The organism is Paracoccus kondratievae (assembly GCF_009301415.1).
GTDB classification, from domain to species: Bacteria; Pseudomonadota; Alphaproteobacteria; order Rhodobacterales; family Rhodobacteraceae; genus Paracoccus; species Paracoccus kondratievae.
In genome coordinates, this window is record NZ_CP045072.1 from 61970 (window position 1) to 86058 (window position 24089).

Here is a 24089-nt window from a genome sequence, read left to right on the forward strand (position 1 = left end):
GCTCAGACCCCATAGCGCGAAAGCAGGCGGTGCAGCGCCAGTGCCACCAGCCGGGCAAAGACTACGGTCATTACCGACAGCACCAACAGGGCGGCAAAGACCAGATCGGTCTTCATCCGGCCGTTGGCGTGGATCATCAGCGCCCCAAGGCCGCGTGCGCCGCCGACCCATTCGCCGATCACCGCCCCGATCGGGGCATAGACTGCCGCCAGGCGCAGCCCGGTCGCAAGGCCTGGCAGTGCTGCAGGGATGCGCAGGTGGCGCATGATACGGATGGGGCTGGCGCCCATGACCTGCGCCAGATCCAGCGCAGCCTGAGGCGTCCGCATCAGCCCGTCCAGAAAGGCGCTGACCACCGGGAAAAAGACAATCAGCACCGTCATGGCGACCTTGGGCGACATGCCAAAGCCCAGCCACAGCGTCAGGATCGGCGCCAGCGCAAAGACCGGAATGGTCTGGCTGAATGTCAGGATGGGGCGCAGCACACCGGTCAGCTTTTGCGAAAAGCCCATCACCACCGCCAGCGCCGCCCCCAGGGCCGAGCCAAGGGTAAAGCCCAGCACCACCTCGGCCAGCGTGAAACCGGCGTGACGGGTGATCTCGGCCCGGTTCAGCCACAGCGCCTCGAGCACCGCGCGGGGCGAGGGCAGCAGAAAGGGCGGCATGCCGGCCAGCCAGATGACCCCCTGCCACAGCACCAGAACGGTGACGATCAGCGCGATAACTGTTCTCACGCCATCATCCCCCGCATCAGCCGGGCCTGCAATTGCAGGACCTCGGGTGCGTCATAGGGGCGGGCGGCGCCTTTGGGGCGCAGGGTCGGGACCGGCCATTCGGTCAGCCCCGTCTCTCGCAGCAGCAGAATCCGGTCGCCAAGCCGCGCTGCCTCGGCCGGGTCATGGGTAACGAGCAGCACCGCACGCCCTTCCAGCAGCCGCGCGGCCAGGTCCTGCATCTGTGCCCGCGTCCGCGCGTCAAGCGCCGAAAAGGGCTCATCAAGCAGCACCAGCGGCCGGTCCTCGAACAGAGTCCGGGCAAGGGCGACGCGCTGGCGCTGCCCGCCCGAAAGATTCGCCGGCAGGTGATGGGCGCGGTCGGTAAGCCCCACGGCCTTGATCAGCGCGGCCGCGCGGGCGGCGGGCTCGTCCCCTTGTCGCAGCGTGCCGCGCAGCCTTGCGCCAAGCGTGACATTGCCTGTCACATCAAGCCAGGGGATCAGGCCCGGGTCCTGCGCCATCAGCGCCACGGGCTTGTCGCGCGTCGCCTCACCCTCAAAGCGTGCTCCGGTTTCAAGCCCGGCGATCAGCCGCAGGATGGTTGATTTGCCGACACCCGAGGGGCCAAGCAGGCAGGTCCAGCCCGCATCTTCAAGCCGCAGGTCGACCGGTGCGAACAACGGGGCCTCGCCCACCCAGGCACGGCCACGGACCAGCGCTGCCGCGGCGGTCATGGCTTGCCCAGTTCCCAGAACGCGACCTCAAGCCGGGTTGCGGTCGCAAAGCGGTCAGAGAGCGCGGCCCATCGGGGGCTTTGTTCGGGGGTGTCGCCCAGCCGTTTGCGGATCGCGCTGTCAAGCAGCGCCCCGGCCTCGGCGCAGGCCGCCTGATATTCCTCGCCCGCATAGGTGTCGATCCAGTTCCGGTAGGGCGTGTCGGGCGCTGCCTCGCGTGCAAGCCGCAGCCCGATTTCGCCATAGCCCAGCACGCAAGGCATCAGCGCCGCAAGCAGGTCCAGAAAATCGCCCGAATAGCCTGCCTCGAGCACATAGCGGGTATAGGCGATATTGGTCACCGCCTCTTGGGCGTTGCTCAGCACCTCGCGATCCATGCCGGCGCTGGCGCAGGTGCGCACATGCAAGTCCATTTCATAGTTCAGCAGCGTGTGAACCGTGGTCGAGCAGGTCTGCATTTCCGTAAGATCACCAGCCTTGACCACGGCCAGCGCCCATGCGCGCGAAAAGTTCTGCAAGAACAGGTAGTCCTGAACCAGATAGGTCAGAAAAGCCGATTGCGGCAGGGTGCCGTCGCGCAATCCTTCGACAAAGGAATGACGGGTATAGGCATCCCAATCCGGTTGGCAGGCGGCGCGCCAGGCGGCGAAGGCGTGGCCATAGCTGGTCATTGCGCGGCCCCCACATCCACCGCCAGATCCGAGACGGGCAGCACCTTGTCGATCAGGCCGGCCTTATGCAGGAATTCCTCGAACCGGGCATAACGGCCCTGATCCAGTGCGGCGGGGCTTTGCGAAAAGCGCGGCAGCGTTTCCTTCCACGCCTCAGAGTTCAGCTCGTCCTTGAGGTCGGGCGCGGTGGCCGAGAACAGCTCCCACGCTTCGCCGGGGTGGTTGACCATATATTGTGCGCCGCGTTCGACCGCGCGCAGCAGGCGCAGGGTGCGGTCGCGATCCAGATTGTCGGGGTTGGCGACAAAGATCAGCTCGTCATAGGTCGGAACGCCCTGTTCCTCGACAAAGAAACATTTGCCCTCGGCCCCCTCGAGCCGCATCTGCGTCAGCTCAAAATTGCGATAGGCGCCGATGGTGGCATCGACCTGACCGGCAATCAATGCGGGCGACAGCGACCAGTTTACGTTGACCATCTCGATATCGTTCATCGTCAGCCCGGCCGAGGCAAGGATCTGGCCCACCAGCGCCTCTTCGACGCCCGAGACGGAATAGCCGATCTTTTTGCCCTTGAGATCCGCAATCTCTTGCACCGGACCATCGGCCTTGACCATCAGACAGTTCAGCGGCGTTGCGACCAGCGTGCCGACGCGGCGCAGGGGCAGGCCCTCATGCACCTGCAGATGCAGTTGCGGCTGGTAGCTGATGGCGTAATCGGCCTTGCCCGCGGCGACCAGTTTGGGCGGATCCGAAGGATCGGCGGGGGCGACGATCTCGACCTCAAGCCCCTCGTCCTTGAAGAAGCCCTTTTCCTGCGCAACGATGATCGGCGCATGATCGGGGTTCACGAACCAGTCAAGGATCAGCGTGACCTTATCCTCGGCCAGCACTGGCTGGGCCAGCAGGGCAAAGGCGGCGGCAAGGGTGAAATGTTTCATCAATTCTCGTCTCCAAGGGCAAGAAGGGCGATTTCGCCATCCCAACGGTGGGAAAGCGCGTCGGCGGCGCGCCAGGAACGCAGACCCGAACGGCAGGCCAGCACCACACGCTGACCGGGCTCGGGCAGGGGACCGGTTGGGCCATATCCGGGCAGGCGCAGCGCCTGCGGGGTGGCCTTGCGCGGCGCCTCGTCTTCGGGGCGCAGGTCGATGACCAGATCAGCTGGGGTGATTTCATCACGTGCGATAAAGCGGGGGCCGGTGGTTTCGGGCGCGGCGTCAAAGCGGAACTGACTGAAGCGGCCGGCCTCAAAGCGAACGAACTCACCCAAGGGCGAGGGCGTGGTGCCAAGGATCAGCCGCAGCGCCATCTGGGCCTGAATACAGCCCAGCATCCCGACGACAGGGCCAAGCACGCCAGCGGTCGCACAGGTCTGGCCGCTGTCAGGCGGGTCGGGGAAAAGCGCGCGCAGGCTGGGCGCACCGCCGCAGAACCCGCCGACATAGCCCGAAAGCCCCAGCGCCGAGGCCGAGATCAGCGGCTTTCCCGCTGCAAGGCAGCCATCAGACAAGGTGTAGCTGGCCGCATAGCTGTCGGCGCAATCCAGCACCACATCCGCCGCCGCGATCAGCGCAGGCGCATTCACGGGTGTCAGCCGGTCCTTTAGCGCCTCGACCTTAACGGCAGGGTTCAGCCGCGCCAGCGCCTGCGCGGCGGCGCGGACCTTGGGCTGACCGATGTCGTCGATCCGGTACAGCGGCTGGCGGTGCAGGTTCGTTTCCTCGACCGTATCAGCGTCGATCAGGGTGATCTGCCCGATGCCTGCCCCGGCAAGATATTGCAGTGCGGGCACACCCAGACCGCCCGCGCCGACGATCAGCACGCGGGCGGCAGAGATACGCTCTTGCCCCGCTGCGCCGACCTCGGGCAGGACCATCTGGCGGGCATAGCGGGTCATGCCGCCACCCGCTGCCATTCGCGGATGCGGCCCTCGGGGTCGGGATTCAGCGTGATGTCGGTGACAACCGAAGCAATATCCGCGCCCGCGGCAAAGGCTTCCAGCGCGCGCCCGGGTGTCATGCCGCCGATGGCGACCAACGGCGTCTCGCCCACCAGCCTGCGCCATTCGCGGACGCGGTCAAGGCCCTGCTGTTCCCATTTCATCTTTTTCAGAATGGTCGGCCATACCGGGCCCAGGGCGATGTAATCAGGCTTAAGGGCCTGCGCCCGCTCCAACTCGGCATGGTCATGGGTCGAGATGCCAAGCCGCAGCCCGGCGCGGCGGATCGCCGGCAGGTCGGCGGTGTCCAGATCCTCTTGTCCCAGATGGATGAAATCACAGCCAAGGTCGATGGCGGCCTGCCAGTGATCATTGACGACCAGCGTCGCGCCGTGATCGCGACAAAGTTCCCGACACAATGCCAGTTCGCCCATCAGCTGGGCCGGGGGCTGGTCCTTGATGCGGACCTGAACCAGTTTCACGCCCAGAGGCAGGGCGCGGCGCAGCCAATCGGCGCTGTCAAAGATCGGGTAAAAGCGCGGCAGTTTCATCCCAGCACCGCCATTCCAAACAGAGGGGTCGAAGGCGCGGCCATGTCGCGTGCCTCGATCGGGTTTGCGCCATGGGCCAGTTTTCCGGCCTCGATCGCCGATGCCATGGCGCGGGCCATCGCGACCGGATCGCCTGCCTTGGCGACGGCGGTGTTCAGCAGCACCGCGTCATAGCCCAGCTCCATCGCCTGCGCGGCGTGACTTGGCAGGCCGATGCCTGCATCGACCACCAGCGGGATACCGGGGAAATGCGCCCTAAGGCTGCGCAGCCCATAGGGATTGTTCAGACCCCGGCCCGAGCCGATGGGCGCGCCCCAGGGCATCAGCACCTCGCAGCCCGCATCAAGCAGCCGTCCGCAGACCGACAGATCCTCGGTGCAATAGGGGAATACCTGAAAGCCGTCCCCGGACAGCGCCCGTGCCGCCTCGACCAGCGCGATCACATCGGGGCAAAGTGTGTCGTCGTCGCGGATGACCTCAAGCTTGATCCAGGGCGTCTCGAACAGCTCGCGTGCCATCTGGGCGGTGGTCACGGCCTCGCGCACCGAATGGCAGCCGGCGGTATTGGGCAGGACGGGGATGCCCAGATCGCGGATCAGGCGATAGAAGTCCTGCCCGCCGCCGCCTTCGCGGCGCAGGCTGACGGTGGCGATGCCAGCGCCCGAGGCGCGGAATGCCTCGGCCATGATCGCGGGCGAGGGGTATTGCGCGGTGCCCAGCATCAGCGGGCTTGCGACCTCGGTTCCGTAAAAGACCGGCATCTCAGCCTCCTTGCATGGGGGCCACGACTTCCAGCGCGTCGCCGTCGCTGAGCGTCGTTTCCGGGCGGGCCGCGGCGGGCAGGAAGGCACCGTTCAGTGCCGTTGCCACCTTGGCCGTACCAAGTCCGATTTCGGTCAGCACGTCCTGCACGGACGGGCCGGTCAGGTCGCGCGGCGCTCCGTTAAGGGTGATCTTCATCCATGAACTCCGGTTTCCGGCCCTCAAGCAGATAATCGGCGGCCATACGTGCCACGGCAGGGGCCAGAAGGTAGCCGTGGCGGTAAAGGCCGTTGGCGAAAAGCGTGCCACCGCGCCGGCGCAGGCGGGGCAGATTGTCGGGAAAGGCGGGGCGCGCGTCCGAGCCAAGCTCAAGGATCTCGGCCTCGGCAAAGCCCGGATGCAGGGCATAGGCAGCCGACAGCATCTCGACCGCCGAACGGGCGGTGACGCGATACCTGCCGCCGGTTTCCAGCATGGTCGCGCCGATCATATAGACCCCGTCGCCACGCGGCACGACGTAAAGCGGGATGCGCGGATGCAAAAGCCGCACGGTGCGGGTCAGCGTGACCTCGGGACAGCGCAGCACCAGCATTTCGCCGCGCACGCCGCGCAGATCGGGCAGCTCGTCCCTGGCAGCAAGGCCGCGCGCATCGACGATCATGCCGGTCGGTGCGCCCTCGGTCTCGATACGGATGCCGCGCTGTTCCAGCCGGTCGCGCAGAGCCAGCAGGGCGGCGCGGGGGTTCAGATGCGCCTCGGTGCCGAAATGCAGCCCGCGCGAAAAGCGGCCGGCCAGTTCGGGTTCTAGCGTCGCGATATCGTCACCGGTCACCGGCTGATGCGCCTTGGTCAGCCGGGCAAAGCGGTCAAGTTCGGTCCGGTCGCGCGAGGGGGCAAGCACAAGCGTGCCTCGCCGGGTGACCTCGGCGCCATTTGCTTCCCACCAATCGGCGGCATCGAGGCCAAGGCGCAGCACCACCGGCTCGGCGCTTTCGGCCTCGCAATAGGGAGCAAGCATGCCGCCCGCGCGCCAGCTGCAGGCATGTGAGCCGGGCTTGCCGGCAGGGTCGATGATACGCGGCTGTTTCCCACGCGCGGCCAGTTCGGTCGCAATCGAGAGACCCATCACCCCCGCGCCCAGGATGGTAATCGCGGTCATGCCTGCCTCCATAGCGCGTGGAAATGATGCACGGGCCCATGGCCCAGCCCCACCGCCAGCTCATCTGCGGCCGCAATTGCACCCTGCAACCAGCCATGCGCGCGGTCTGCCGCATCCGGCACCGTCATCCCCTGCGCAAGCCCTGCCGCGATGGCCGAGGACAGTGAGCATCCGGTGCCATGGGTGTTCGCTGTGTGCTGGCGCGGTGCGGTCAGGGTCAGCGGTTCGGCTCCGATCAGCAGGTCGGTGCAGGTCTCTCCGCTGGCATGGCCACCCTTCATCAGCACATGTGTGGCGCCCAGGGCGCAAAGTGCCTTGCCCTGCGCCCGCATCTCATCCGGGGTTTGCGCGGGGGCGCGATCCAGAAGCCGCGCGGCCTCGGGCAGGTTCGGCGTCAGAACGGTCGCAAGCGGGATAAGCCGTTCACGCAGGGCCGAGACTGCCTCGTCCGGCAAAAGCGGGTCGCCCGACTTTGCCACCATCACCGGGTCAAGCACCACCGGGATCGGATTGGCTGCCAGAAGCGCGGTCAGACGGTCGGCCACCACCGTGATCACATCCGGGCCGCCCAGCATGCCGATCTTGACAGCGCGCACATCAAGATCACCAAAGACCGTATCGATCTGGGCGGCGATCATCGCCGGGCTGACGGCTTCGACCGCCGCAACGGTGCGGGTGTTCTGGGCGGTGATGGCTGTGATCACAGAAGCGCCAAAGACGCCGAGTGCTGAAAAGCTTTTCAGATCGGCCTGAATCCCGGCGCCGCCGCCGCTATCCGATCCGGCAATCGTCAGCGCGATAGGTGGGGAAGGAAATCCCGGCATGGCCCGCCTTTCAGTTCAGCCGGGCATGCAGACGGGGTCGGGACAGTTTTGCGGATGGTCTTGCCGCTTCACTCTACCCTTCCCTACGCCGGCATGACCCGGATCAGGTTCGATGGGTCGGTGCCTTGCACCTCTCAGCCCCGTTGCGGGGCCCCCCAAGTGTATGAGTCGTTTGCATGACACTAGGGCCCCGCGCCCCGGGTTGCAAGGGCTGCGGGGTCCGGGTGTCAGGGAAGCTGGGGGCAGGGCCCTGCCTGCGTTCAGTTCACGCCAAAGAGGTCGCGGGTATAGACCTTGTCTGCCACATCGGCCAATTCGGGGCCAAGGCGGTTCGCGATGATCAGATCGGCCTCGGCCTTGAAGGCGTCGAGGTCACGGATGACCGGACTGTGAAAGAAGTGATCCTCGGTCAGCACCGGCTCATAGACGATGCAGGGAATGCCTTTGGCCTTGATCCGCTTCATGATGCCCTGAATCGAGCTGTCGCGGTAATTGTCCGAGCCGGCCTTCATCACCAGCCGATAGACGCCGACAACCTTGGGTTCGCGTGCGATGATCTGGTCGGCGATGAAGTCCTTGCGGGTGCGGTTGCTTTCCACCACCGCCGCAATCAGGTTCTGCGGGACCTGATCATAGTTGGCCAGAAGCTGCTTGCTGTCCTTGGGCAGGCAGTAGCCGCCATAGCCGAAGCTTGGGTTGTTGTACTGATCGCCGATCCGCGGATCGAGGCCGACGCCCTCGATGATTTCGCGCGGGTTCAGGCCGCGGGCCAGAGCATAGCTGTCCAACTCGTTGAAATAGGCCACGCGCATCGCAAGGTAGGTGTTGGCGAACAGCTTGATCGCCTCGGCCTCGGCGGGGCCGGTGAAAAGCACCGGCATATCCTTGCGGATCGCGCCCTGTGCCAGCAGATCGGCCAGCTTATGCGCAGCGGGGCCATGATCCCCGACGACGATGCGCGACGGGTAAAGGTTATCGTAAAGCGCGCGGCCTTCACGCAGAAACTCGGGTGAGAACATGATGTTCTCATTGCCTGTTTCTTGCCGCATCCGTGCCACGAATCCGACGGGCACCGTGGATTTGATCACGATCGTTGCCTGCGGGGCGTGGTCGCGGGCCTGGGCGATCACAGCCTCGACGCTTTGGGTGTCAAAGCGGTTCGTGCGCGGGTCGTAATTCGTCGGCGTGGCGATGATGACGAAATCCGCCCCCGCCATAGCCTCGGCCTGGTCGGTCGTGGCCTGCAGGGACAGCTGCTTTCCAGCCAGCCATTCCTCGAGATCGGGGTCCTGAATGGGTGAGCGGCGGGCATTTACCAATGCCACGCGCTCTGCGTTCAGATCGAATGCCATGACTTCGTTGTGCTGCGCCAGCAGCACCGCGATCGACATTCCTACATAGCCTAGCCCGGCGACAGAAATACGCATGTGCGGGGTCCTATCCACTCTGAAGAAAACAGTCCAGTTCAGATTGGATCTGTCAGAGCTGTCGCGCAGATTTTTGCCGCGTGGGGTAAGATCGGGCCGCATCGGGGGAATCGGCGGCTCGGGGCTTTACTTGGCGGGGCATTCCGGACGATCTGGGCGCAACCGAAGCGGAAGGATGCCATGAAAAGCGTGATTTTCGACCTTGGCGGGGTGCTGATCGACTGGGACCCTGCGCTGGCCTTTGCGGATATCTTTACCAGCCGGGCCGAGGCCGAGGCCTGGATGCAGCGCATCGATTTTGCCGGCTGGAACAGGTTGCAGGACGGCGGGCGCAGCTTTGAGGACGGTCTTGCCGCCGCACGGGCCGAGCATGGCGACGAGGCGCGGCATCTGGCGGGCTATCTCGCGGCTTTTCCGCTGACCATCGAAAAGACTATCCCCGGGACGTGGGAAGTCGCCGAGGCCCTGCTTGCGCGCGGCGTTCCGCTATATGCTTTGACCAACTGGGCGGCCGAGACATGGCCCCATGCGCTGGAGCTGCATCCTCGGCTGGGCGCGGTTTTCGCGGACATTCTTGTGTCAGGCCGCGTCGGGATGATGAAGCCAGGCCCGGCGATCTATCGCATGGTGATGGATCGCAACGGTTTGCGGCCCGAGGATTGCGTATTCGTTGATGACAGTCTGCCGAATGTCGAAGCGGCGCGAGGGCTGGGAATCGATGCGATCCAGTTCACCGGGGCCGGCGCGCTGGGCGACGAGCTGGCGCGGCGCGGGTTGTTCTGAAGTATTCTTGACAGCGGGGGGCAGCCCCCTGTCAGGTTGATGGGGTCAGGTCCGCACAGCCGGCGCGACTGTACCCTGATCTATTTGCAGCAGGGCAGATGGGCGCGGCCGGGAACGATCCGAATCAGGCAGTCCTGCGCGTGACCCTGACTTCGACCCCGCCTCGCTTTGCCGGGATCGGGCCGACGCTGAAATCGGTGCTGAACCAGCGTATCCCCCGGATCAGGTGCGGCTTTGCGTGCCGCGCCGCTATCGCCGTTTTCCCGATTGGGACGGGTGCCTGCCGCAGGTTCCCCAAGGCATCACCGTGGTCAGGACCGATCAGGACTATGGCCCTGCGACCAAGATCCTGCCTGCGGTGCACGAGTTTCGGGGGCAGGATTGCGAGTTGCTGCTTTGCGACGATGACCGGCGCTACGACCCGCTGTGGACCAGCCGGTTTCTTGCAGCGCGCCGGGAACACCCCGATCGCGTGATTGCCGGGGCGGGGGCCTTTGTTCCCGGTCGCCGCGAAGGGTCGTTGCCCCGTGGTGCCGTGCCACGCAAGAAAGGCAGCCTGTGCCGGTTGCTACGGCTGGCCACGCAGGGGCTGCACAAGCCCTCGGCATGGGTAGTATCGGGGTATGCTGGTATGTTCAAAGGCTATGGCGGGGCCATGTTGCGCGCTGATTCCAGCCTGATTGCGCCTTTGATATTCCGAAACTGCTGTGGACCGTGGATGATCCGTGGCCATCGGGCAATTTTGCGCGGAACGGGGTCGGGATCTGGCTCTACGCCTTGGGCGTCATACGGGGCAAGCGAAGGATTGCCCGCCGCGACGCGCTTATAAGGTTTTCGTGGCAGGGCAAAGGTCGGGGTGCCGCCGATGCCGCCTGTTACGACTGGTTTCGCCGCAACCGGGGAATCTGGCGTCCCGCCTCCTAGCTGATCAGCCTTGCAACATGACGCAGCGCGAGCAGGTAGCCATGAAAGCCACAGCCGGCAATCACACCCTCGGCGCGCAGGCTGACATAGGAATGGTGGCGAAAGTTTTCACGCTTGTGGACGTTCGAGATATGCACCTCGATCACCGGCCCGTCGAAAGCGTTCAGCGCATCAAGAATCGCAACCGAAGTATGGGTAAAGGCGGCCGGGTTGATGACGATCGCCTGGGCCTTTTGCCGTGCCTCATGGATCAGGTCGATCAGCACGCCTTCGTGGTTGGACTGATGAAAGGCGATGTCCAGACCCAGATCGGCCGCCAGCCCGCGGCAGTCACGCTCGATATCGGCAAGCGTGGTGCTGCCATAGATCTCGGGCTGGCGCTGGCCAAGCAGGTTCAGGTTCGGGCCGTTCAGGACATAGACGGTGGGCATGTCATTCTCCGCAAAAGTGGGGGCAATCTAGCCCAGTTCGGCAAGAAAGATATAGCCTGCGCCATAGATGGTCTTGATCAGGCGGGGGTTCTTTGGGTCCTCGCCCAGCTTTGTGCGCAGGCGCGAGATACGCACATCCATCGCCCGGTCGAAACTTTCGCCTGCCGTGCCGCCCAGCGCCTCAAGCATCTGCGCGCGCGAGATCAGGCGGCGAGGATTGTCGAGAAACAGGCGCAGGACCTCGGCCTCGGCATGGCTGATCGGGGTTTCGGCCCCCTCGGGCGAGGTCAGCGTGTAGCGGTCGAAATCCGCCGACCAGCCGGCAAAGCGCAACTGCTGGCGACCCGGGCCGCTTTCGCGCTGGGGTTTGCGCAACCGGGCGCGGATGCGGGCCACGACCTCGGCCGGTTCAAAAGGTTTGATGATGTAATCATCGGCCCCCAGCTCCAGCCCGGTTACCCGGTCCTGTACCTGTGCCCGGCCTGAAATGATGATGATTGCCGTGCCGGATTCGCTGGCCAGCCGGTGCACCAGCGCCAGCCCGTCGCGGTCGGGCAGGCCAAGGTCGATCAGACAGGCATCGGGCTGGATGCGGCGCAGGGCGGCCTCGAACTCGGTCGCGCGGGAAAAGCCGACGGTGCGAAAGCCCGCCTCTTCCAGCGCCGAGGACAGCAGGCGGCGGATCTCGGGCTCATCGTCGAGAATGGCGATCAGAGGTGCGTCAGTCATCGGTCCTTGCCATGGCGACGGCCAGTTCGGTTTCGTCAAAGGGCTTGGTCAGGACCGGACAGTCAAGCCCTGACCTGCGCGGATCGCCCGGAGGCAGCGCTGTCATCAGCACCAGCGGCAGCCCGCGGCCACGCAGATCCGCCCCCGATCCATCGCCCAGTTGCAGGTCCGACAGGATCAGCGTCAGCCCCGGCAGATCGGTCAGGCCGCGTGCCTCGCCAAGCGAACCCGCCTCGATCACCGAATGGCCCTGCGTGGTCAGCATCTCGCGGATATGGGCGCGGATGGCATCGTCATCCTCGACCAGCAGCACAAGTTGCGGACGTGCAGCGCGCAACGGCAGGCGGATGATGACCTGCGCGCCGCCGCCCTCGGTATTAAGCAGCCGCAGTGTCCCGCCCGACAGCTTGATCTGGTCATAGACCATCGACAGGCCAAGCCCGGTGCCCTGACTGCCCTTGGTGGTGAAAAACGGTTCGGTCGCGCGGGCCAGCGCCTCGGGCGAGAAACCGGGGCCGCTGTCAGAAACGATGATTTCCAGCCACCTTCCGGCGGGGCGGATCTTGATCCCGATCCGGCCCTGTCCCTGCATGGCGTCACGCGCGTTCAGGATCAGGTTCAGCAGCGCATCCTGTAACGCGCCGGGATCAAGCATCACCCGCGCGGGCAGATCGCCGATATGCGTGTCCAGCGTCACGCCTGCGCCCAGCGTCGGCCGGGTCATGGCGGCCAGATCATTCAGCATCGAGCGCAGTTCGACCGGTTGCGGCTGATGCTCGCGCCGGCCGGTCAGCGCCGAGATACCGTCAAGCAACCGCACCCCGCGCCGGGCGGCGGCCAGCGTCGCCTGTACATCCTCGGCCTGTTCGGGTGGCAGGCTGGCGCGGGCAAGCCGTCCCTGCAGGCCAAGGATAATGGTCAGAAGATTGCCGAAATCATGCGCGAGCCCCGAGGTCATCTGGGCCGCCACAGCGCGTTTGGCGGCATGGGTCAGCGCCTCGCGCGCCTGAACCTCGGCGGTGACATCTGTCGAAAGGACATAGACACCGCGCCCGTTCTGGTCGGGCGTCAGCGCGATGCGGATACGCCGGCCCGAAGGCGGGTGCGTGATCTCGAACACCTGCGACTGGCCCGATACCGCGCGGTCAAGATGGGGTCTTAGCCGCGCAAATGTTTCCGCCCCCAGAACATCTTCGCACCGTCGGCCGATGACCGAGGGATCGGTGCCCGGAAACACCAGCGATATCTGGTTGTTCGAAAATGTATACCGGAACTCACGATCCATATGGGCGATATGGGCCGGGACCATGGCGGTGACATGGCGGGTCCGCGCCTCGGATTCGGTCAGGATGCGCTTGGCCTCTTCCAGCGCGGCATTGGTTGCGGCCAGCGCCCGGTTTGCAGCAGAAAGCCGCTCGGCGTTTTCCAGCACCAGCTCGGACAGTTCGGCCGAACGGGCGCGCAACAGCGCCTCTTGCCGCTTGATATGGGTGATGTCGGTATAGACGGCGATCCAGCCGCCTTGGGACAAGGGTGCCCCCTCGACCGAAATCCAGCGGCCATCGGCGCGTCTGCGTTCCAGATAATGCGGCTGAAAGGTCAGGGCCTGATCGACACGTTCTCGGATCGCGGCCTCGGGGTCCTCTTGCGGGCCGTATTCGCCGCGATCGACCAGATAGCGGATGGTATCCTGAAAAGTCGCACCGGTGCGGGTCAGCTTATCCGGCAGGCCGAACATCTGCTGATAGGGCCGGTTGCAGACCGCCAGTCGCAGGTCCGCATCAAAGATCGAGATCGCCTGCTGGATCAGGTTCAGCCCCGATCTGGTCAGCTCGGCGTGCCGGTCGCTGGATGGCATGTCAGTCGCTGGCATTGCGCGGCACCTGTAACAATTCGTAGGATTCAGGAAAAACTGACGCAAGAATTGCCGCAATAAGCTGCAATAGCCAGAGGGAAGAGGAGCCCGGACGGCAAGGGGAGGAACCATGCAGAACGCTGAGGCGGCACAAGCCGGCTTGCAGTCGATTCCGGCGTTGCTGGCGCGCAATGCCGTGCGTTTCGGCGGCCGGCCCGCCTATCGGGAAAAGGAATTCGGGATCTGGCAAAGCTGGACCTGGGCCGAGGCTGCAACTGAAATCCGTGCTCTGGCGCTGGGTTTTCTGGTGCTGGGATTGAACCGGGGCGACCGTGTCGCCATCGTCGGCCGCAACCGGCCTGCCCATTACTGGGCCATGGTCGCGGCGCAGATGTGCGGCGCGGTACCGGTGCCGCTGTATCAGGACGCGGTCGCCGAAGAGATGGCCTATGTGCTGCACCATTGCGGCGCGCGCTTTGTCGTCTGCGGCGATCAGGAACAGGTGGACAAGGTACTGGAGGTGGGCGAGCGCGCGCCCTCGGTCGAGCATATCGTCTATACCGACAAGCGCGGGATGCGGAAATACGACCATTCCCACATGAATGCGCTGGCCGATGTGCAGGCCGAGGGTCGCGCCGCCGAGCAGCGGCTGGGTGCCGAACTGGACAGCCGCACCGCCGTGTTGGGCTATGACGACACCTGCGTCATGCTTTACACCTCGGGTACCACCGGCAAGCCCAAGGGCGTGGTGCTGTCCAACCGCAACATCATCGAAACGGCTAAGAACAGCGCGGCCTTTGATCATCTGACCGAGCGTGAAGAGGTGCTCGCCTATCTGCCCATGGCCTGGGTCGGCGATTTCATCTTTTCGGTCGGCCAGGCTTATTGGGCGGGCTTTACGGTGAACTGTCCCGAAAGTGCGCATACCATGATGACCGACATGCGCGAGATCGGGCCGACTTATTTCTTTGCTCCGCCCCGGGTCTTTGAGGGTCAGCTGACCAGTGTGATGATCCGCATGGAGGACGCGGGTCGTTTGAAGCGCTGGCTGTTTCGGCACTTTATGGCTGTTGCCCGCCGCGTTGGTCCGGCTTTGCTTGACGGCAAGCCGGTCGGGCTGCTGGACCGGTTGCATCATGCGCTGGGCAATGTGCTGATCTATGGCCCGCTCAAGAATACGCTGGGCTATTCGCGCATTCGTGTCGGCTATACCGCGGGCGAGGCGATCGGCCCCGAGATCTTTGATTTTTACCGCAGTCTCGGGATCAACCTCAAGCAGCTTTACGGCCAGACCGAAGCTTCGGTCTTTATCACCCAGCAGCCTGACGGGCAGGTGCGTTCGGATACGGTTGGCGTGCCTTCGCCGGGGGTCGAGCTGCGTATCGCCCCCAGTGGCGAGGTCTTTTATCGCTCACCCGGGGTATTCGTCGAATATTACAACAACCCGGAAAGCACCGCCTCGACCAAGGACGCCGAGGGGTGGGTGGCGACGGGCGATGCCGGGTTCTTTGAGGAAGGCAGCGGGCACCTGCGCATCATCGACCGCGCCAAGGATGTGGGCCGCATGGCCGACGGGCGGATGTTTGCGCCCAAATATGTCGAGAACAAGCTGAAGTTCTATCCCAACATCCTTGAGGCGGTGGTCTTTGGCGCTGGCCGCGACATGTGCACGGCCTTTATCAACATCGACCTGACGGCGGTCGGCAACTGGGCCGAGCGCAATAATATCGCCTATGCCAGCTATCAAGAGCTGGCCGGCCATCCGCAGGTCTATGCAACGATCAAAGAGCATGTCGAGGCGGTCAATGACTCGGTCGCCCGTGACCCGATGCTTTCGGGCTGTCAGATCAGCCGGTTTCTGGTGCTGCACAAAGAGCTTGATCCCGACGATGGCGAGATGACCCGCACCCGCAAGGTCCGCCGCAACATCATCGCCGAGAAATACGCCGATCTGATTGATGCGCTTTATGACGGGCGCGACACGGTCAGCACCCGGACCGAAGTGACCTATGAGGACGGCCGCAAGGGTGAGATCCGCGCGACGCTGAAGATCGAGAGCGCGCGGACCTTCCCGACCGCCCAATCGCAGAAGGTGGCTGCCGAATGACCGAAGAACTTACCCCCGACGGCCGCCGCATCGGCGATGTGCTGATGGATCTGAAAAACATCACCCTGCGCTTTGGCGGCGTGACGGCGATCAAGGACATCAGCTTCAACATCCGCGAGGGCGAGATCCGCGCCATCATCGGCCCGAACGGTGCGGGCAAGTCCTCGATGCTGAACGTGATTTCCGGATTTTACGTCCCGCAAGAGGGTGAGATCCGGTTTCGCGGTGAGCGGCGCGGCCCGATGAGACCCTATGAGGTAGCGCGGCTGGGCATTGCCCGCACCTTTCAGAATATTGCGTTGTTCGATGGCATGTCCGTTCTGGACAATATCATGACCGGGCGCCTGAACATGATGAAGGCGCCGATCTGGAGCCAGGCCCTGTGGTGGGGTCGCGCCGAGCGCGAAGAGGTCGAAAACCGTGAGCAGGTCGAGAAGATCATCGACTTTCTGGAAATCCAGAACATCCGCAAGACGCCGGTGGGCCGGCTGCCATATGGTCTGAAAAAGCGGGTCGAACTGGCGCGGGCGCTGGCGGCCGAGCCAAAGATCCTGCTGCTTGATGAGCCGATGGCGGGCATGAATGTCGAAGAGAAAGAGGACATGTGCCGCTTTATCCTCGATGTGAATGACGAATTCGGCACCACCATCGCTCTTATCGAACACGACATGGGTGTGGTCATGGATCTGAGCGACCGGGTGGTGGTGATGGATTACGGGCGCAAGATCGGTGACGGCACCCCTGACGAGGTGCGCAACAATCCCGAGGTGATCAGCGCCTATCTGGGCGTGGCGCACGAGTAAGGGGGCGGCGATGGAATTTCTCTATGCAAGCGAAATCCTGCTGAACGGCCTGATGGCCGGGGTGATGTATTCGCTGGTCGCCCTGGGATTCGTGCTGATCTACAAGGCTTCTGGCGTCTTTAACTATGCCCAGGGGGTGCTGGCGCTTTTCGCCGCCATGACGCTGGTTGGCATCATGGAGGGCAGGGTGCCCTTTGCCCATCTTTTGGGGGCGGTCTTTGGGATTCATGTGTCCAGCTTTGGCTGGACCGTGCCGGGGGCCGTGGCGATCCTTCTGACCGCGCTGGTCATGGTCGGCGTTGCCATCGCCATCGAAAAGCTGGTGCTGAAACATCTGGTCGGGCAAGAGCCGATCATCCTGTTCATGGCAACCATCGGTCTTGCATGGTTCCTGGAGGGGCTTGGGGACGTAATGTGGGGCGCGGACGTCAAAGTGCTGGACGTCGGCCTGCCGCAGGGCATTTCCGAAACTGTCGAGACGCTGACCAACGACTGGCTGGGCTATGGTTTCTTTATAGACCGCCTGGATATCTGGGCGGCGATGATCGCGGCGGTTCTGGTCGCGGCGCTGGTCGGGTTTTCACAATATACCAAACAGGGCAGGGCGATGCGCGCCGTCGCCGACGACCATCAGGCGGCGCTGTCCGTCGGCATCAGCCTGCAATTCATCTGGATCATGGTCTGGTCGATTGCCGGTTTCGTCGCCCTTGTCGCGGGTATCATGTGGGGCACGAAATCGGGGGTGCAGTTTTCGCTGTCGCTGATCGCGCTCAAGGCGCTGCCGGTGCTGATGCTGGGCGGGTTCACCTCGATCCCCGGGGCCATTGTCGGCGGGCTGATCATCGGTATGGGCGAAAAGCTGTTTGAATATTTCATTGGCCCGATGGTCGGCGGCGCGACCGAGAACTGGTTCGCCTATGTGCTGGCACTGATCTTTCTGGTCTTTCGGCCGCAGGGCCTGTTTGGCGAGCGCATCATCGAGCGGGTCTGAACATGAAAACTTTCTATGCCTCCGGCGGGGATATTTGGGCACGAAAGAAGGGCGCGGGCCTGTCCTTCGTGAGCCACCGCCCGGCGGGATTGCGGGGGCGCATGGCCCCTGCTGGCAAGGCGTGACGCTGGGAGGAACGGATGCTTTACCGTGAGGCGGGTGATTTCAAGACGAGCTATCGTGACGATGGCCAGACCTTTCCGATCCGGCTGGACCGCTGGGGCTATTACGCGATCCTGGCGGTGGCCTTTCTGGTCGTGCCGCTGGTCATCGACAGCTATTGGGCCAATGCGGTTCTGGTGCCTTTCCTGATCTATGCCATCGCCGCCATCGGGCTGAACATCCTGACCGGTTATGCCGGGCAGGTCAGTCTGGGCACCGGCGGCTTCATGGCTGTGGGTGCCTATGCCGTCTACAAGCTGATGATTGCCCTGCCAGCGGTGCCGATCATCATCCATATTCTGCTGGCCGGGGCGATTACCGCTGTGGTCGGGGTGCTGTTCGGTCTGCCGAGCCTGCGGATCAAGGGCTTTTATCTGGCGGTGGCGACATTGGCGGCACAGTTCTTTCTGGTCTGGTTGTTCAACAAGGTGCCGTGGTTTTACAACTATTCGGCCTCGGGCCAGATCAACGCACCCGAGCGCACCATTCTTGGCTGGGCGGTGACCGGGCCTGCGACTACGGCTTCGGCTAAGTATCTGATCTGTCTTGTATTCGCTGTCGTGCTGGCCTGGGTGGCCCGGAACCTGACCCGGGGCAGTGTCGGGCGCAAATGGATGGCGATCCGCGACATGGATATCGCAGCCGAGATCATCGGGGTTAACCCACTGACCGCCAAGCTGTCGGCCTTTGCCGTATCAAGCTTTTTTGTCGGCATCGCAGGGGCGCTGCTTTTTGCGGTCTATCTGGGTGCGGCTGAAGCGACCGAGGCCTTTGGCATCAACAAGAGCTTTCTGGTCCTGTTCATGATCATCATCGGCGGGCTTGGCAGTATCTTTGGCAGCTTTGCCGGCGCGGCCTTTCTGGTCCTGCTGCCGGTCTTTCTTAAGAACCTGCTGGTTGTGCAGCTGGGCTGGCCAACCGACCTCGCCGCCCATCTTGAGCTGATGATTGTTGGCGCGCTGATCGTGTTCTTTCTGATCGTTGAGCCGCATGGCCTGGCCCGGCTGTGGCAGCTGGCAAAAGAGAAGCTGCGGCTGTGGCCGTTCCCGCATTAACGACCGGACAACCGGCGAAACACACCCTTGGGGAGGAGACCAAGATGAAACTGAAGCTTGCAACTGTCGCGCTGGGGGCCCTTATGGCGGCGGCGCCGGCCATGGCCGATCTGGTGGTGCCGAACCTCAGCTATCGGACCGGACCTTATGGTGCGAACGGCACGCAATATGCCGATGGGTTCAACGACTATTTTACCCTGCTGAACGAGCGTGACGGCGGCATCGGCGGCGAAAAGGTCCAGACCCCCGAATGCGAGACCGCCTATAACACCGAAGAAGGCGTCGAATGTTACGAGGCGACCAAAGGTTCTGGTGCGCTGGTCTATAACCCGCTGTCGACTGGTATCACCTATCAGCTGATCCCCAAGGTCTCGGCGGACAAGATTCCGCTTTACACCCCGGGTTACGGCCGGACCTCGGCCAAGAACGGCAAGGTGTTCGAATGGGTCTTTAACGCTCCTGCGAACTATTGGGACGGGGCGAGCGTGGCGGTGAAATACCTGCTAGACCAGAACGGCGGCAGCCTGGAAGGCAAAAAGATCGCGCTGATCTATCACAACTCGGCCTATGGCAAAGAGCCGATCCGCACCCTGCAAGAACTATCCAGGAAACATGGCTTCAGCCTGACCGAGCTGCCTGTCGACCCGCCCGGGCAGGAACAGAAAAGCCAGTGGTTGCAGATCCGCCGTGACAAGCCCGATTACGTGCTGATGTGGGGTTGGGGCGTGATGAACCAGACTGCCATTCAGGAGGCTGCCAACATCCGCTTCCCGATGGAGAACTTTATCGGGATCTGGTGGTCGGGCTCTGAGGTGGACGTCAAGCCGGTGGGCGCAAGCGCCAACGGCTACAAGGCGCTGACCTTCCACGGTGTCGGCACCGGCTACCCGATCTATGAGGACATGAAGAAGTTCGTCATCGAACCGGGTAAGGCTTCGCAAGGCGGGCAATTCGTCGGTTCGGTGCTTTATTCGCGTGGCATGTATGCCGCCGTCGTCATCGCCGAGGCGATCCGCAAGGCGCAAGAGCTGTCGGGCACATCGAATATCACCGCAGCTCAGCTGCGTGATGGTTTCGAGGCGCTGGAGATCACGCCCGAGCGGCTGTCCGAACTGGGCCTGCCCGACTTTGGCCCCGAGATCCGCATGACCTGCGACAACCATGGCGGCAGCGGGATGGCGCGGCTGCAGCAATGGGACGCCTCGGCAGGCAAGTGGACGCTGATTTCGGACTTTACCCAGCCCGATCAGGAGGTTCTGGACCCGCTGATCCTTGAGGATAGCGAGGCCTATGCCAAGGAAGCCGGTATTTCGCCGCGCTGCTGACCTATTGCCCCGGCGGTCCGCCGCCGGGGCCACTCACCCGCCTTGAGGGAGAACCCCATGTTCGACGCCGCACCTGACCGCGAAACCCTGCTGGAGGTCAACAATATCGAGGTGATCTACAATCACGTCATTCTGGTGCTCAAGGGCGTCAGCCTGTCGGTGCCCAAGGGCGGCATCACTGCGCTTTTGGGCGGCAATGGCGCGGGCAAGACGACGACGCTGAAGGCGATCTCGAACCTTCTGCATTCGGAACGGGGCGAGGTCACCAAAGGCACGATCAGCTACCGCGGCGAGCGGGTACAGGAGCTTGATCCCGCCGCACTGGTCAAGAAGGGCGTGATTCAGGTGATGGAGGGCCGCCATTGCTTTGAGCACCTGACGATCGAAGAAAACCTGCTCACCGGCGCCTATACCCGCACCGATGGCCGGGCCGAGATCGCCCGTGATCTTGAGATGGTCTATTCCTATTTCCCACGTCTCAAAGAGCGTCGCAAAAGCCAGGCCGGCTATACGTCCGGGGGCGAGCAGCAGATGTGCGCCATGGGCCGCGCGCTTATGTCACGACCCGAGACGATCTTGCTTGATGAACCCTCGATGGGTCTTGCGCCGCAGCTGGTCGAGCAGATCTTTGAGATCGTCAAGGCCGTGAACGAAGGGGAGGGCGTGACCTTCCTGCTGGCCGAGCAAAACACCAATGTCGCGCTGCGCTATGCCCATTACGGCTATATCCTTGAAAGCGGCCGCGTGGTGATGGACGGGCCGGCGGATGCGCTGCGCGAGAACCCCGACGTCAAGGAATTCTATCTCGGCATGTCCGATCAGGGCCGCAAGAGCTTTCGCGACGTGCGATCCTATCGCCGGCGCAAACGCTGGCTGGCCTGAGCGCAGAAAGGCATCCCCATGACATTCTATGATGAACTGGAAACCCGCAGCGCCGAGGCGCGGGCATCCTGGCTGGCGGCTGAACTGCCCGCTGCGTTGATGCGCGCCCGGCAAGCTCCGGCGCTGGCCGAGATCCTTGCCGATGTCGGGCCCGGCCAGATCACCAGCCGCGAGGCGCTGGCCAGCCTGCCTGTGATCCGTAAATCCGCCCTTTCCGAGGCGCAGCAAAAGACGCCACCGTTTGGCGGCTTCACCACCCGTCCGGCCCATGACTTTGAGAATATCTTCCAAAGTCCCGGCCCGATCTACGAACCAGGCCGCCGCGATGGCGACTGGTGGCGGCTGGGTCGCTTTCTGCATGCGGCGGGCGTTGGTCCGGGCGATATCCTGCACAATTGCTTTGGCTATCATCTGACACCGGCGGGAATGATGTTTGAAAGCGCTGCGCGCGCGGTCGGGGCCGCGACCCTGCCTGCCGGCACCGGTCAGACCGAACTGCAGATCCGCGCCGCTGTCGATATCGGCACCACGGTTTACGCCGGGACGCCCGACTATCTTAAGGTGATGCTGGACAAGGCCGATCAGATGGGTGAGCGCCTGCGCTTTACCAGGGCCGTTGTCTCGGGTGGGGCGCTGTTTCCAAGTCTGCGCCAGGCTTACGCTGATCGCGGCATCGCTACGGCGCAATGCTATGCCACCGCCGATCTGGGGCTGATCGCCTATGAATCCCCGGCGATGGAGGGGCTGATCGTCGATGAACGCGTGATCGTCGAAATCGTCCGTCCCGGCACCGGTGATCCCGTGCCAGAGGGCGAGGTGGGCGAGGTCGTCGTGACTACGCTCAACCCCGATTATCCGCTGGTGCGCTTTGCGACGGGCGATCTCTCGGCGGTTCTGCCGGGGGAAAGCCCCTGCGGCCGCACCAATATGCGTATCAAGGGCTGGATGGGCCGGGCCGACCAGACGACCAAGATCAAGGGCATGTTTGTCCGCCCCGAACAGGTCGCGGCACTGGTCGCCCGCCATCCCGAAATCTCGCGCGCCCGCGTGGTCGCAGACCGTAGCGGGGATATGGATGTCATGACCGTTCTGCTGGAAACCCCGGCCGAAGACGCCGCGCAATACGAGGGCACTGTGCTCGACACGCTGAAGCTTCGCGGTCGGGTCGAGCTGGTGGCACCGGGTTCGCTGCCAAACGACGGCAAGGTGATCGAGGATCGCCGCAGCTACGACTAAGGCACAGCCCCCAGCGGGCTGCGGCTCTGGAAGCCGGGCTGCCATGGTGCTATCGGGATCGCGCATTCCGCGCGCGATCCGCTTGACCCTCCGGTAAAAGGAGCATCCATGCAGTTTCCGCTACTCACTGCCATCTTTGTCACGCTGGCCGGGGTCTGCATTGCCGTGCAGGCCCCGATCAATGCCGCCCTTGGGCGTGGGGTACAAAGCCCGCTTGCTGCCGCGGCGATCTCCTTTGGTATCGGCTTTGTCCTGCTGACGCTCGGAACCCTCGCCATGGGACAGGGCCGCGCCTTCCTGCGCGCAGTCTCCGCAGATTGGTGGATGTGGACAGGCGGCGTGCTTGGTGCCTTTTACGTCTGGACCATGGTCTGGAGCCTGCCGCGCCTCGGCACGCTTACCGCGCTTTGCGCCCTGGCGCTTGGCCAGATCATCGCGGCCATCCTGCTTGACCGGATCGGGGCCTTTGGCCTGCCGGTGCGCGACCTGTCTATCCCACGCCTTCTTGCGGCCCTGATGGTCGGCGGCGGGCTCATTCTCTCGCGCTTCTGATTTTCTTTCGTGTTCAAATATCCACGGGGTGTGGGGCAGTCAGCCCCACATGACAGGGTTTCCCGCGCATACGGAAAACGCCCGTGGCGCAGGGCCGACGGGCGTTCACGAATCGGATGATTCGCCGGTTCTCAGCCCTGACGGGCTTTGAAGCGCGGGTTGGTCTTGTTGATGATATAGATACGGCCCTTGCGGCGCACGATCTGGCAATCACGGTGACGGCTCTTCAGCGAGCGGAGCGAATTGCGAACCTTCATCGGTCTTCTCCTATCGCGGCGCATCGCTAGGTCGCGCCTTGGAAACGAAATACCCCCGGTTAAGCCCCGGGGGCGTGAATTGAATGGTGGGCGGTACTGGGATCGAACCAGTGGCCACTACGATGTCAACGTAGTGCTCTACCGCTGAGCTAACCGCCCCCCGAACAGGTGATTCTTTCAGCTTTCGCTGTCATATCGCCTTGGTCCGCGTGTCTATAGCTACCTCGCGTGCGGCTTTCAAGCCCTCAATCGACAGCTATTGGCGCTTCTCATTCATGGTTTATAAACATTTCTGTCTGTCACCCAGAACTGGCGCCGGACGCGCCGCCGGGAAACGCCAGAAATGAAAAGTGCTGAGCCGACCTTCGATCTGATGCTGCCGCAGCGGTGGCTGGGTGGGGTGATCTTTGCCTCGCCGCATTCGGGCCGGGCCTATCCTGACTGGTTTCTGGCCGAATCACGGCTGGACCCGCAGCAGTTGCGCTCGTCCGAGGATGCTTTCGTCGATCGCCTGATCGCGCCTGCGCTTGACCATGGTGCGGTGGTACTGACGGCACGGGTGCCGCGCTGCGTTGTCGATCTGAACCGTGGCCCCGAGGAAATCGACCCGCTCGTCGTTTCGGGCGGGGCGCCCGGGATGATGAACCCGCGGATCATGGCCGGGCTGGGGGTGATTCCCCGTGTCGTCTCGCAAGGAAGGGCGATTCACGACCGCCCGATTCCCCGCGAAGAGGCCGATCAGCGAATCGCCCGGTTGTGGCGTCCCTATCATCAGGCGCTTTCTGCCCTGATCCAGGAGGCGGTGTCGCGCTTTGGCGGTGCTGTTCTGATCGACATGCATTCGATGCCGCGCGATGCGCTGACGCATCTGCCTCGTCCGCGTCCCGACATGGTGCTGGGTGATCGTAACGGTGTTTCGGCTGCGCCCCGCATCAGCGCCGGGGTGGCCGAGGCGGTGGCGGCCGAAGGTTTCCGCCTGCGGCGCAATTCTCCCTTTTCGGGGGCCTATATCACCCAGACCTATGGCCGCCCGCGCGAGAATGTGCATGTGGTGCAGCTAGAGCTTGACCGCTCGCTGTACATGGATGAACACCGGATTGAGCCGCGCGCCGATTTCGACCAGTTTCGGGCTCGCTTTGCCCGCGTCATCGCGCGGCTGGCGCGTCTGCGCCCTGATGAATGCGATTCGGCCTTTGCGGCTGAATGATAACGAA

Annotated in this window: 26 protein-coding genes, 1 tRNA gene and 1 riboswitch; of the genes, 11 read left to right on the forward strand and 16 right to left on the reverse strand. The window is 63.7% G+C overall.

From position 1 onward, the window contains the following. Window positions 1-2 precede the first annotated feature (2 nt). From F8A10_RS00340 to F8A10_RS00390, 11 genes are all read right to left on the reverse strand, one after another. Entirely contained in the window at window positions 3-734 is a 732-nt protein-coding gene (locus F8A10_RS00340; RefSeq protein WP_152366449.1) for an ABC transporter permease, read from the reverse strand. Continuing rightward, window positions 731-1450, reverse strand: a complete 720-nt coding sequence (locus tag F8A10_RS00345) for an ABC transporter ATP-binding protein (protein ID WP_152366450.1) — start codon at window positions 1448-1450, stop codon at window positions 731-733. Before F8A10_RS00345 ends, F8A10_RS00340 begins: the two co-directional genes overlap by 4 nt. Further along, window positions 1447-2121, reverse strand: coding sequence for a thiaminase II (gene tenA, locus F8A10_RS00350; protein ID WP_152366451.1), 675 nt, complete (start codon window positions 2119-2121; stop codon window positions 1447-1449). The genes F8A10_RS00345 and tenA overlap by 4 nt, the downstream gene beginning before the upstream one ends. Then, on the reverse strand, window positions 2118-3059 hold the full coding sequence (locus F8A10_RS00355) for an ABC transporter substrate-binding protein (RefSeq protein WP_010392175.1): 942 nt from the start codon (window positions 3057-3059) through the stop codon (window positions 2118-2120). The genes tenA and F8A10_RS00355 overlap by 4 nt, the downstream gene beginning before the upstream one ends. Continuing rightward, on the reverse strand, window positions 3059-4018 hold the full coding sequence (locus F8A10_RS00360; RefSeq protein ID WP_176224571.1) for a HesA/MoeB/ThiF family protein: 960 nt from the start codon (window positions 4016-4018) through the stop codon (window positions 3059-3061). Before F8A10_RS00360 ends, F8A10_RS00355 begins: the two co-directional genes overlap by 1 nt. Then, window positions 4015-4611, reverse strand: coding sequence for a thiamine phosphate synthase (locus F8A10_RS00365; RefSeq protein ID WP_152366452.1), 597 nt, complete (start codon window positions 4609-4611; stop codon window positions 4015-4017). Before F8A10_RS00365 ends, F8A10_RS00360 begins: the two co-directional genes overlap by 4 nt. After that, the gene (locus F8A10_RS00370; protein WP_010392181.1) at window positions 4608-5372 is read right to left on the reverse strand and encodes a thiazole synthase; all 765 of its coding nucleotides are present in this window, start codon (window positions 5370-5372) and stop codon (window positions 4608-4610) included. Before F8A10_RS00370 ends, F8A10_RS00365 begins: the two co-directional genes overlap by 4 nt. A 1-nt stretch (window position 5373) precedes the next feature. Continuing rightward, entirely contained in the window at window positions 5374-5571 is a 198-nt protein-coding gene (gene thiS / locus F8A10_RS00375; RefSeq protein ID WP_085502753.1) for a sulfur carrier protein ThiS, read from the reverse strand. Further along, entirely contained in the window at window positions 5555-6532 is a 978-nt protein-coding gene (locus F8A10_RS00380; protein WP_152366453.1) for an FAD-dependent oxidoreductase, read from the reverse strand. Before F8A10_RS00380 ends, thiS begins: the two co-directional genes overlap by 17 nt. Next, window positions 6529-7356: a bifunctional hydroxymethylpyrimidine kinase/phosphomethylpyrimidine kinase gene (thiD, locus tag F8A10_RS00385; RefSeq protein WP_152366454.1), complete on the reverse strand. Its 828-nt coding sequence runs from the start codon at window positions 7354-7356 to the stop codon at window positions 6529-6531. Before thiD ends, F8A10_RS00380 begins: the two co-directional genes overlap by 4 nt. Window positions 7357-7419: 63 nt before the next feature. Beyond that, a riboswitch (TPP riboswitch) is annotated at window positions 7420-7524 on the reverse strand. Window positions 7525-7616: 92 nt separating this feature from the next. Next, the gene (locus tag F8A10_RS00390) at window positions 7617-8783 is read right to left on the reverse strand and encodes a nucleotide sugar dehydrogenase (protein WP_010392192.1); all 1167 of its coding nucleotides are present in this window, start codon (window positions 8781-8783) and stop codon (window positions 7617-7619) included. A 180-nt stretch (window positions 8784-8963) separates the two neighbouring features. Between F8A10_RS00390 and F8A10_RS00395 the strand changes: the two genes are divergently transcribed. Next, window positions 8964-9566 carry an HAD family hydrolase gene (locus F8A10_RS00395; protein ID WP_152366455.1) on the forward strand — a complete coding sequence of 201 codons (603 nt, stop codon included), beginning with the start codon at window positions 8964-8966 and terminating at the stop codon, window positions 9564-9566. 238 nt (window positions 9567-9804) lie between these two features. Continuing rightward, window positions 9805-10395, forward strand: coding sequence for a hypothetical protein (locus F8A10_RS00400; RefSeq protein WP_152366456.1), 591 nt, complete (start codon window positions 9805-9807; stop codon window positions 10393-10395). Window positions 10396-10486: 91 nt separating this feature from the next. Here the strand turns inward: F8A10_RS00400 and aroQ are convergent, their stop codons facing one another. From aroQ to F8A10_RS00415, 3 genes are read right to left on the reverse strand one after another with little or no spacing between them, the layout of a single operon-like run. Beyond that, window positions 10487-10921 (reverse strand): type II 3-dehydroquinate dehydratase, encoded by a 435-nt coding sequence (gene aroQ, locus F8A10_RS00405; RefSeq protein WP_010392198.1) that lies wholly within the window; start codon window positions 10919-10921, stop codon window positions 10487-10489. Window positions 10922-10948: 27 nt separating this feature from the next. Further along, on the reverse strand, window positions 10949-11650 hold the full coding sequence (locus F8A10_RS00410; protein WP_010392200.1) for a response regulator transcription factor: 702 nt from the start codon (window positions 11648-11650) through the stop codon (window positions 10949-10951). Beyond that, on the reverse strand, window positions 11643-13523 hold the full coding sequence (locus tag F8A10_RS00415; RefSeq protein ID WP_152366457.1) for a PAS-domain containing protein: 1881 nt from the start codon (window positions 13521-13523) through the stop codon (window positions 11643-11645). The genes F8A10_RS00410 and F8A10_RS00415 overlap by 8 nt, the downstream gene beginning before the upstream one ends. A gap of 112 nt (window positions 13524-13635) precedes the next feature. On the opposite strand from F8A10_RS00415, the gene F8A10_RS00420 reads away from it, so the two are divergent. From F8A10_RS00420 to F8A10_RS00455, 8 genes are all read left to right on the forward strand, one after another. After that, window positions 13636-15612 carry an AMP-binding protein gene (locus F8A10_RS00420; protein ID WP_010392203.1) on the forward strand — a complete coding sequence of 659 codons (1977 nt, stop codon included), beginning with the start codon at window positions 13636-13638 and terminating at the stop codon, window positions 15610-15612. After that, window positions 15609-16415: an ABC transporter ATP-binding protein gene (locus F8A10_RS00425; protein WP_010392205.1), complete on the forward strand. Its 807-nt coding sequence runs from the start codon at window positions 15609-15611 to the stop codon at window positions 16413-16415. The genes F8A10_RS00420 and F8A10_RS00425 overlap by 4 nt, the downstream gene beginning before the upstream one ends. A gap of 10 nt (window positions 16416-16425) precedes the next feature. After that, window positions 16426-17406, forward strand: coding sequence for a branched-chain amino acid ABC transporter permease (locus F8A10_RS00430; protein ID WP_010392207.1), 981 nt, complete (start codon window positions 16426-16428; stop codon window positions 17404-17406). 140 nt (window positions 17407-17546) lie between these two features. Next, window positions 17547-18623, forward strand: a complete 1077-nt coding sequence (locus F8A10_RS00435; RefSeq protein WP_010392209.1) for a branched-chain amino acid ABC transporter permease — start codon at window positions 17547-17549, stop codon at window positions 18621-18623. A 44-nt stretch (window positions 18624-18667) separates the two neighbouring features. After that, window positions 18668-19948 (forward strand): ABC transporter substrate-binding protein, encoded by a 1281-nt coding sequence (locus tag F8A10_RS00440; protein ID WP_010392211.1) that lies wholly within the window; start codon window positions 18668-18670, stop codon window positions 19946-19948. Between the two features lie 57 nt (window positions 19949-20005). Continuing rightward, window positions 20006-20830 (forward strand): ABC transporter ATP-binding protein, encoded by an 825-nt coding sequence (locus tag F8A10_RS00445; RefSeq protein WP_010392213.1) that lies wholly within the window; start codon window positions 20006-20008, stop codon window positions 20828-20830. 18 nt (window positions 20831-20848) lie between these two features. Then, window positions 20849-22066 carry a phenylacetate--CoA ligase family protein gene (locus F8A10_RS00450; RefSeq protein ID WP_085502748.1) on the forward strand — a complete coding sequence of 406 codons (1218 nt, stop codon included), beginning with the start codon at window positions 20849-20851 and terminating at the stop codon, window positions 22064-22066. A 108-nt stretch (window positions 22067-22174) separates the two neighbouring features. Then, window positions 22175-22618 carry a DMT family transporter gene (locus F8A10_RS00455; RefSeq protein WP_152366458.1) on the forward strand — a complete coding sequence of 148 codons (444 nt, stop codon included), beginning with the start codon at window positions 22175-22177 and terminating at the stop codon, window positions 22616-22618. A 131-nt stretch (window positions 22619-22749) separates the two neighbouring features. Here F8A10_RS00455 and ykgO read toward each other — a convergent pair whose 3' ends face one another. Both ykgO and F8A10_RS00465 read right to left on the reverse strand, forming a co-directional pair. Then, window positions 22750-22875, reverse strand: a complete 126-nt coding sequence (gene ykgO, locus F8A10_RS00460; protein ID WP_010392221.1) for a type B 50S ribosomal protein L36 — start codon at window positions 22873-22875, stop codon at window positions 22750-22752. An 84-nt stretch (window positions 22876-22959) separates the two neighbouring features. Continuing rightward, window positions 22960-23034: transfer RNA gene (locus F8A10_RS00465), tRNA-Val, on the reverse strand. 184 nt (window positions 23035-23218) lie between these two features. Between F8A10_RS00465 and F8A10_RS00470 the strand changes: the two genes are divergently transcribed. Continuing rightward, the gene (locus tag F8A10_RS00470; RefSeq protein WP_152366459.1) at window positions 23219-24082 is read left to right on the forward strand and encodes an N-formylglutamate amidohydrolase; all 864 of its coding nucleotides are present in this window, start codon (window positions 23219-23221) and stop codon (window positions 24080-24082) included. The last annotated feature ends 7 nt before the right edge of the window (window positions 24083-24089 follow it).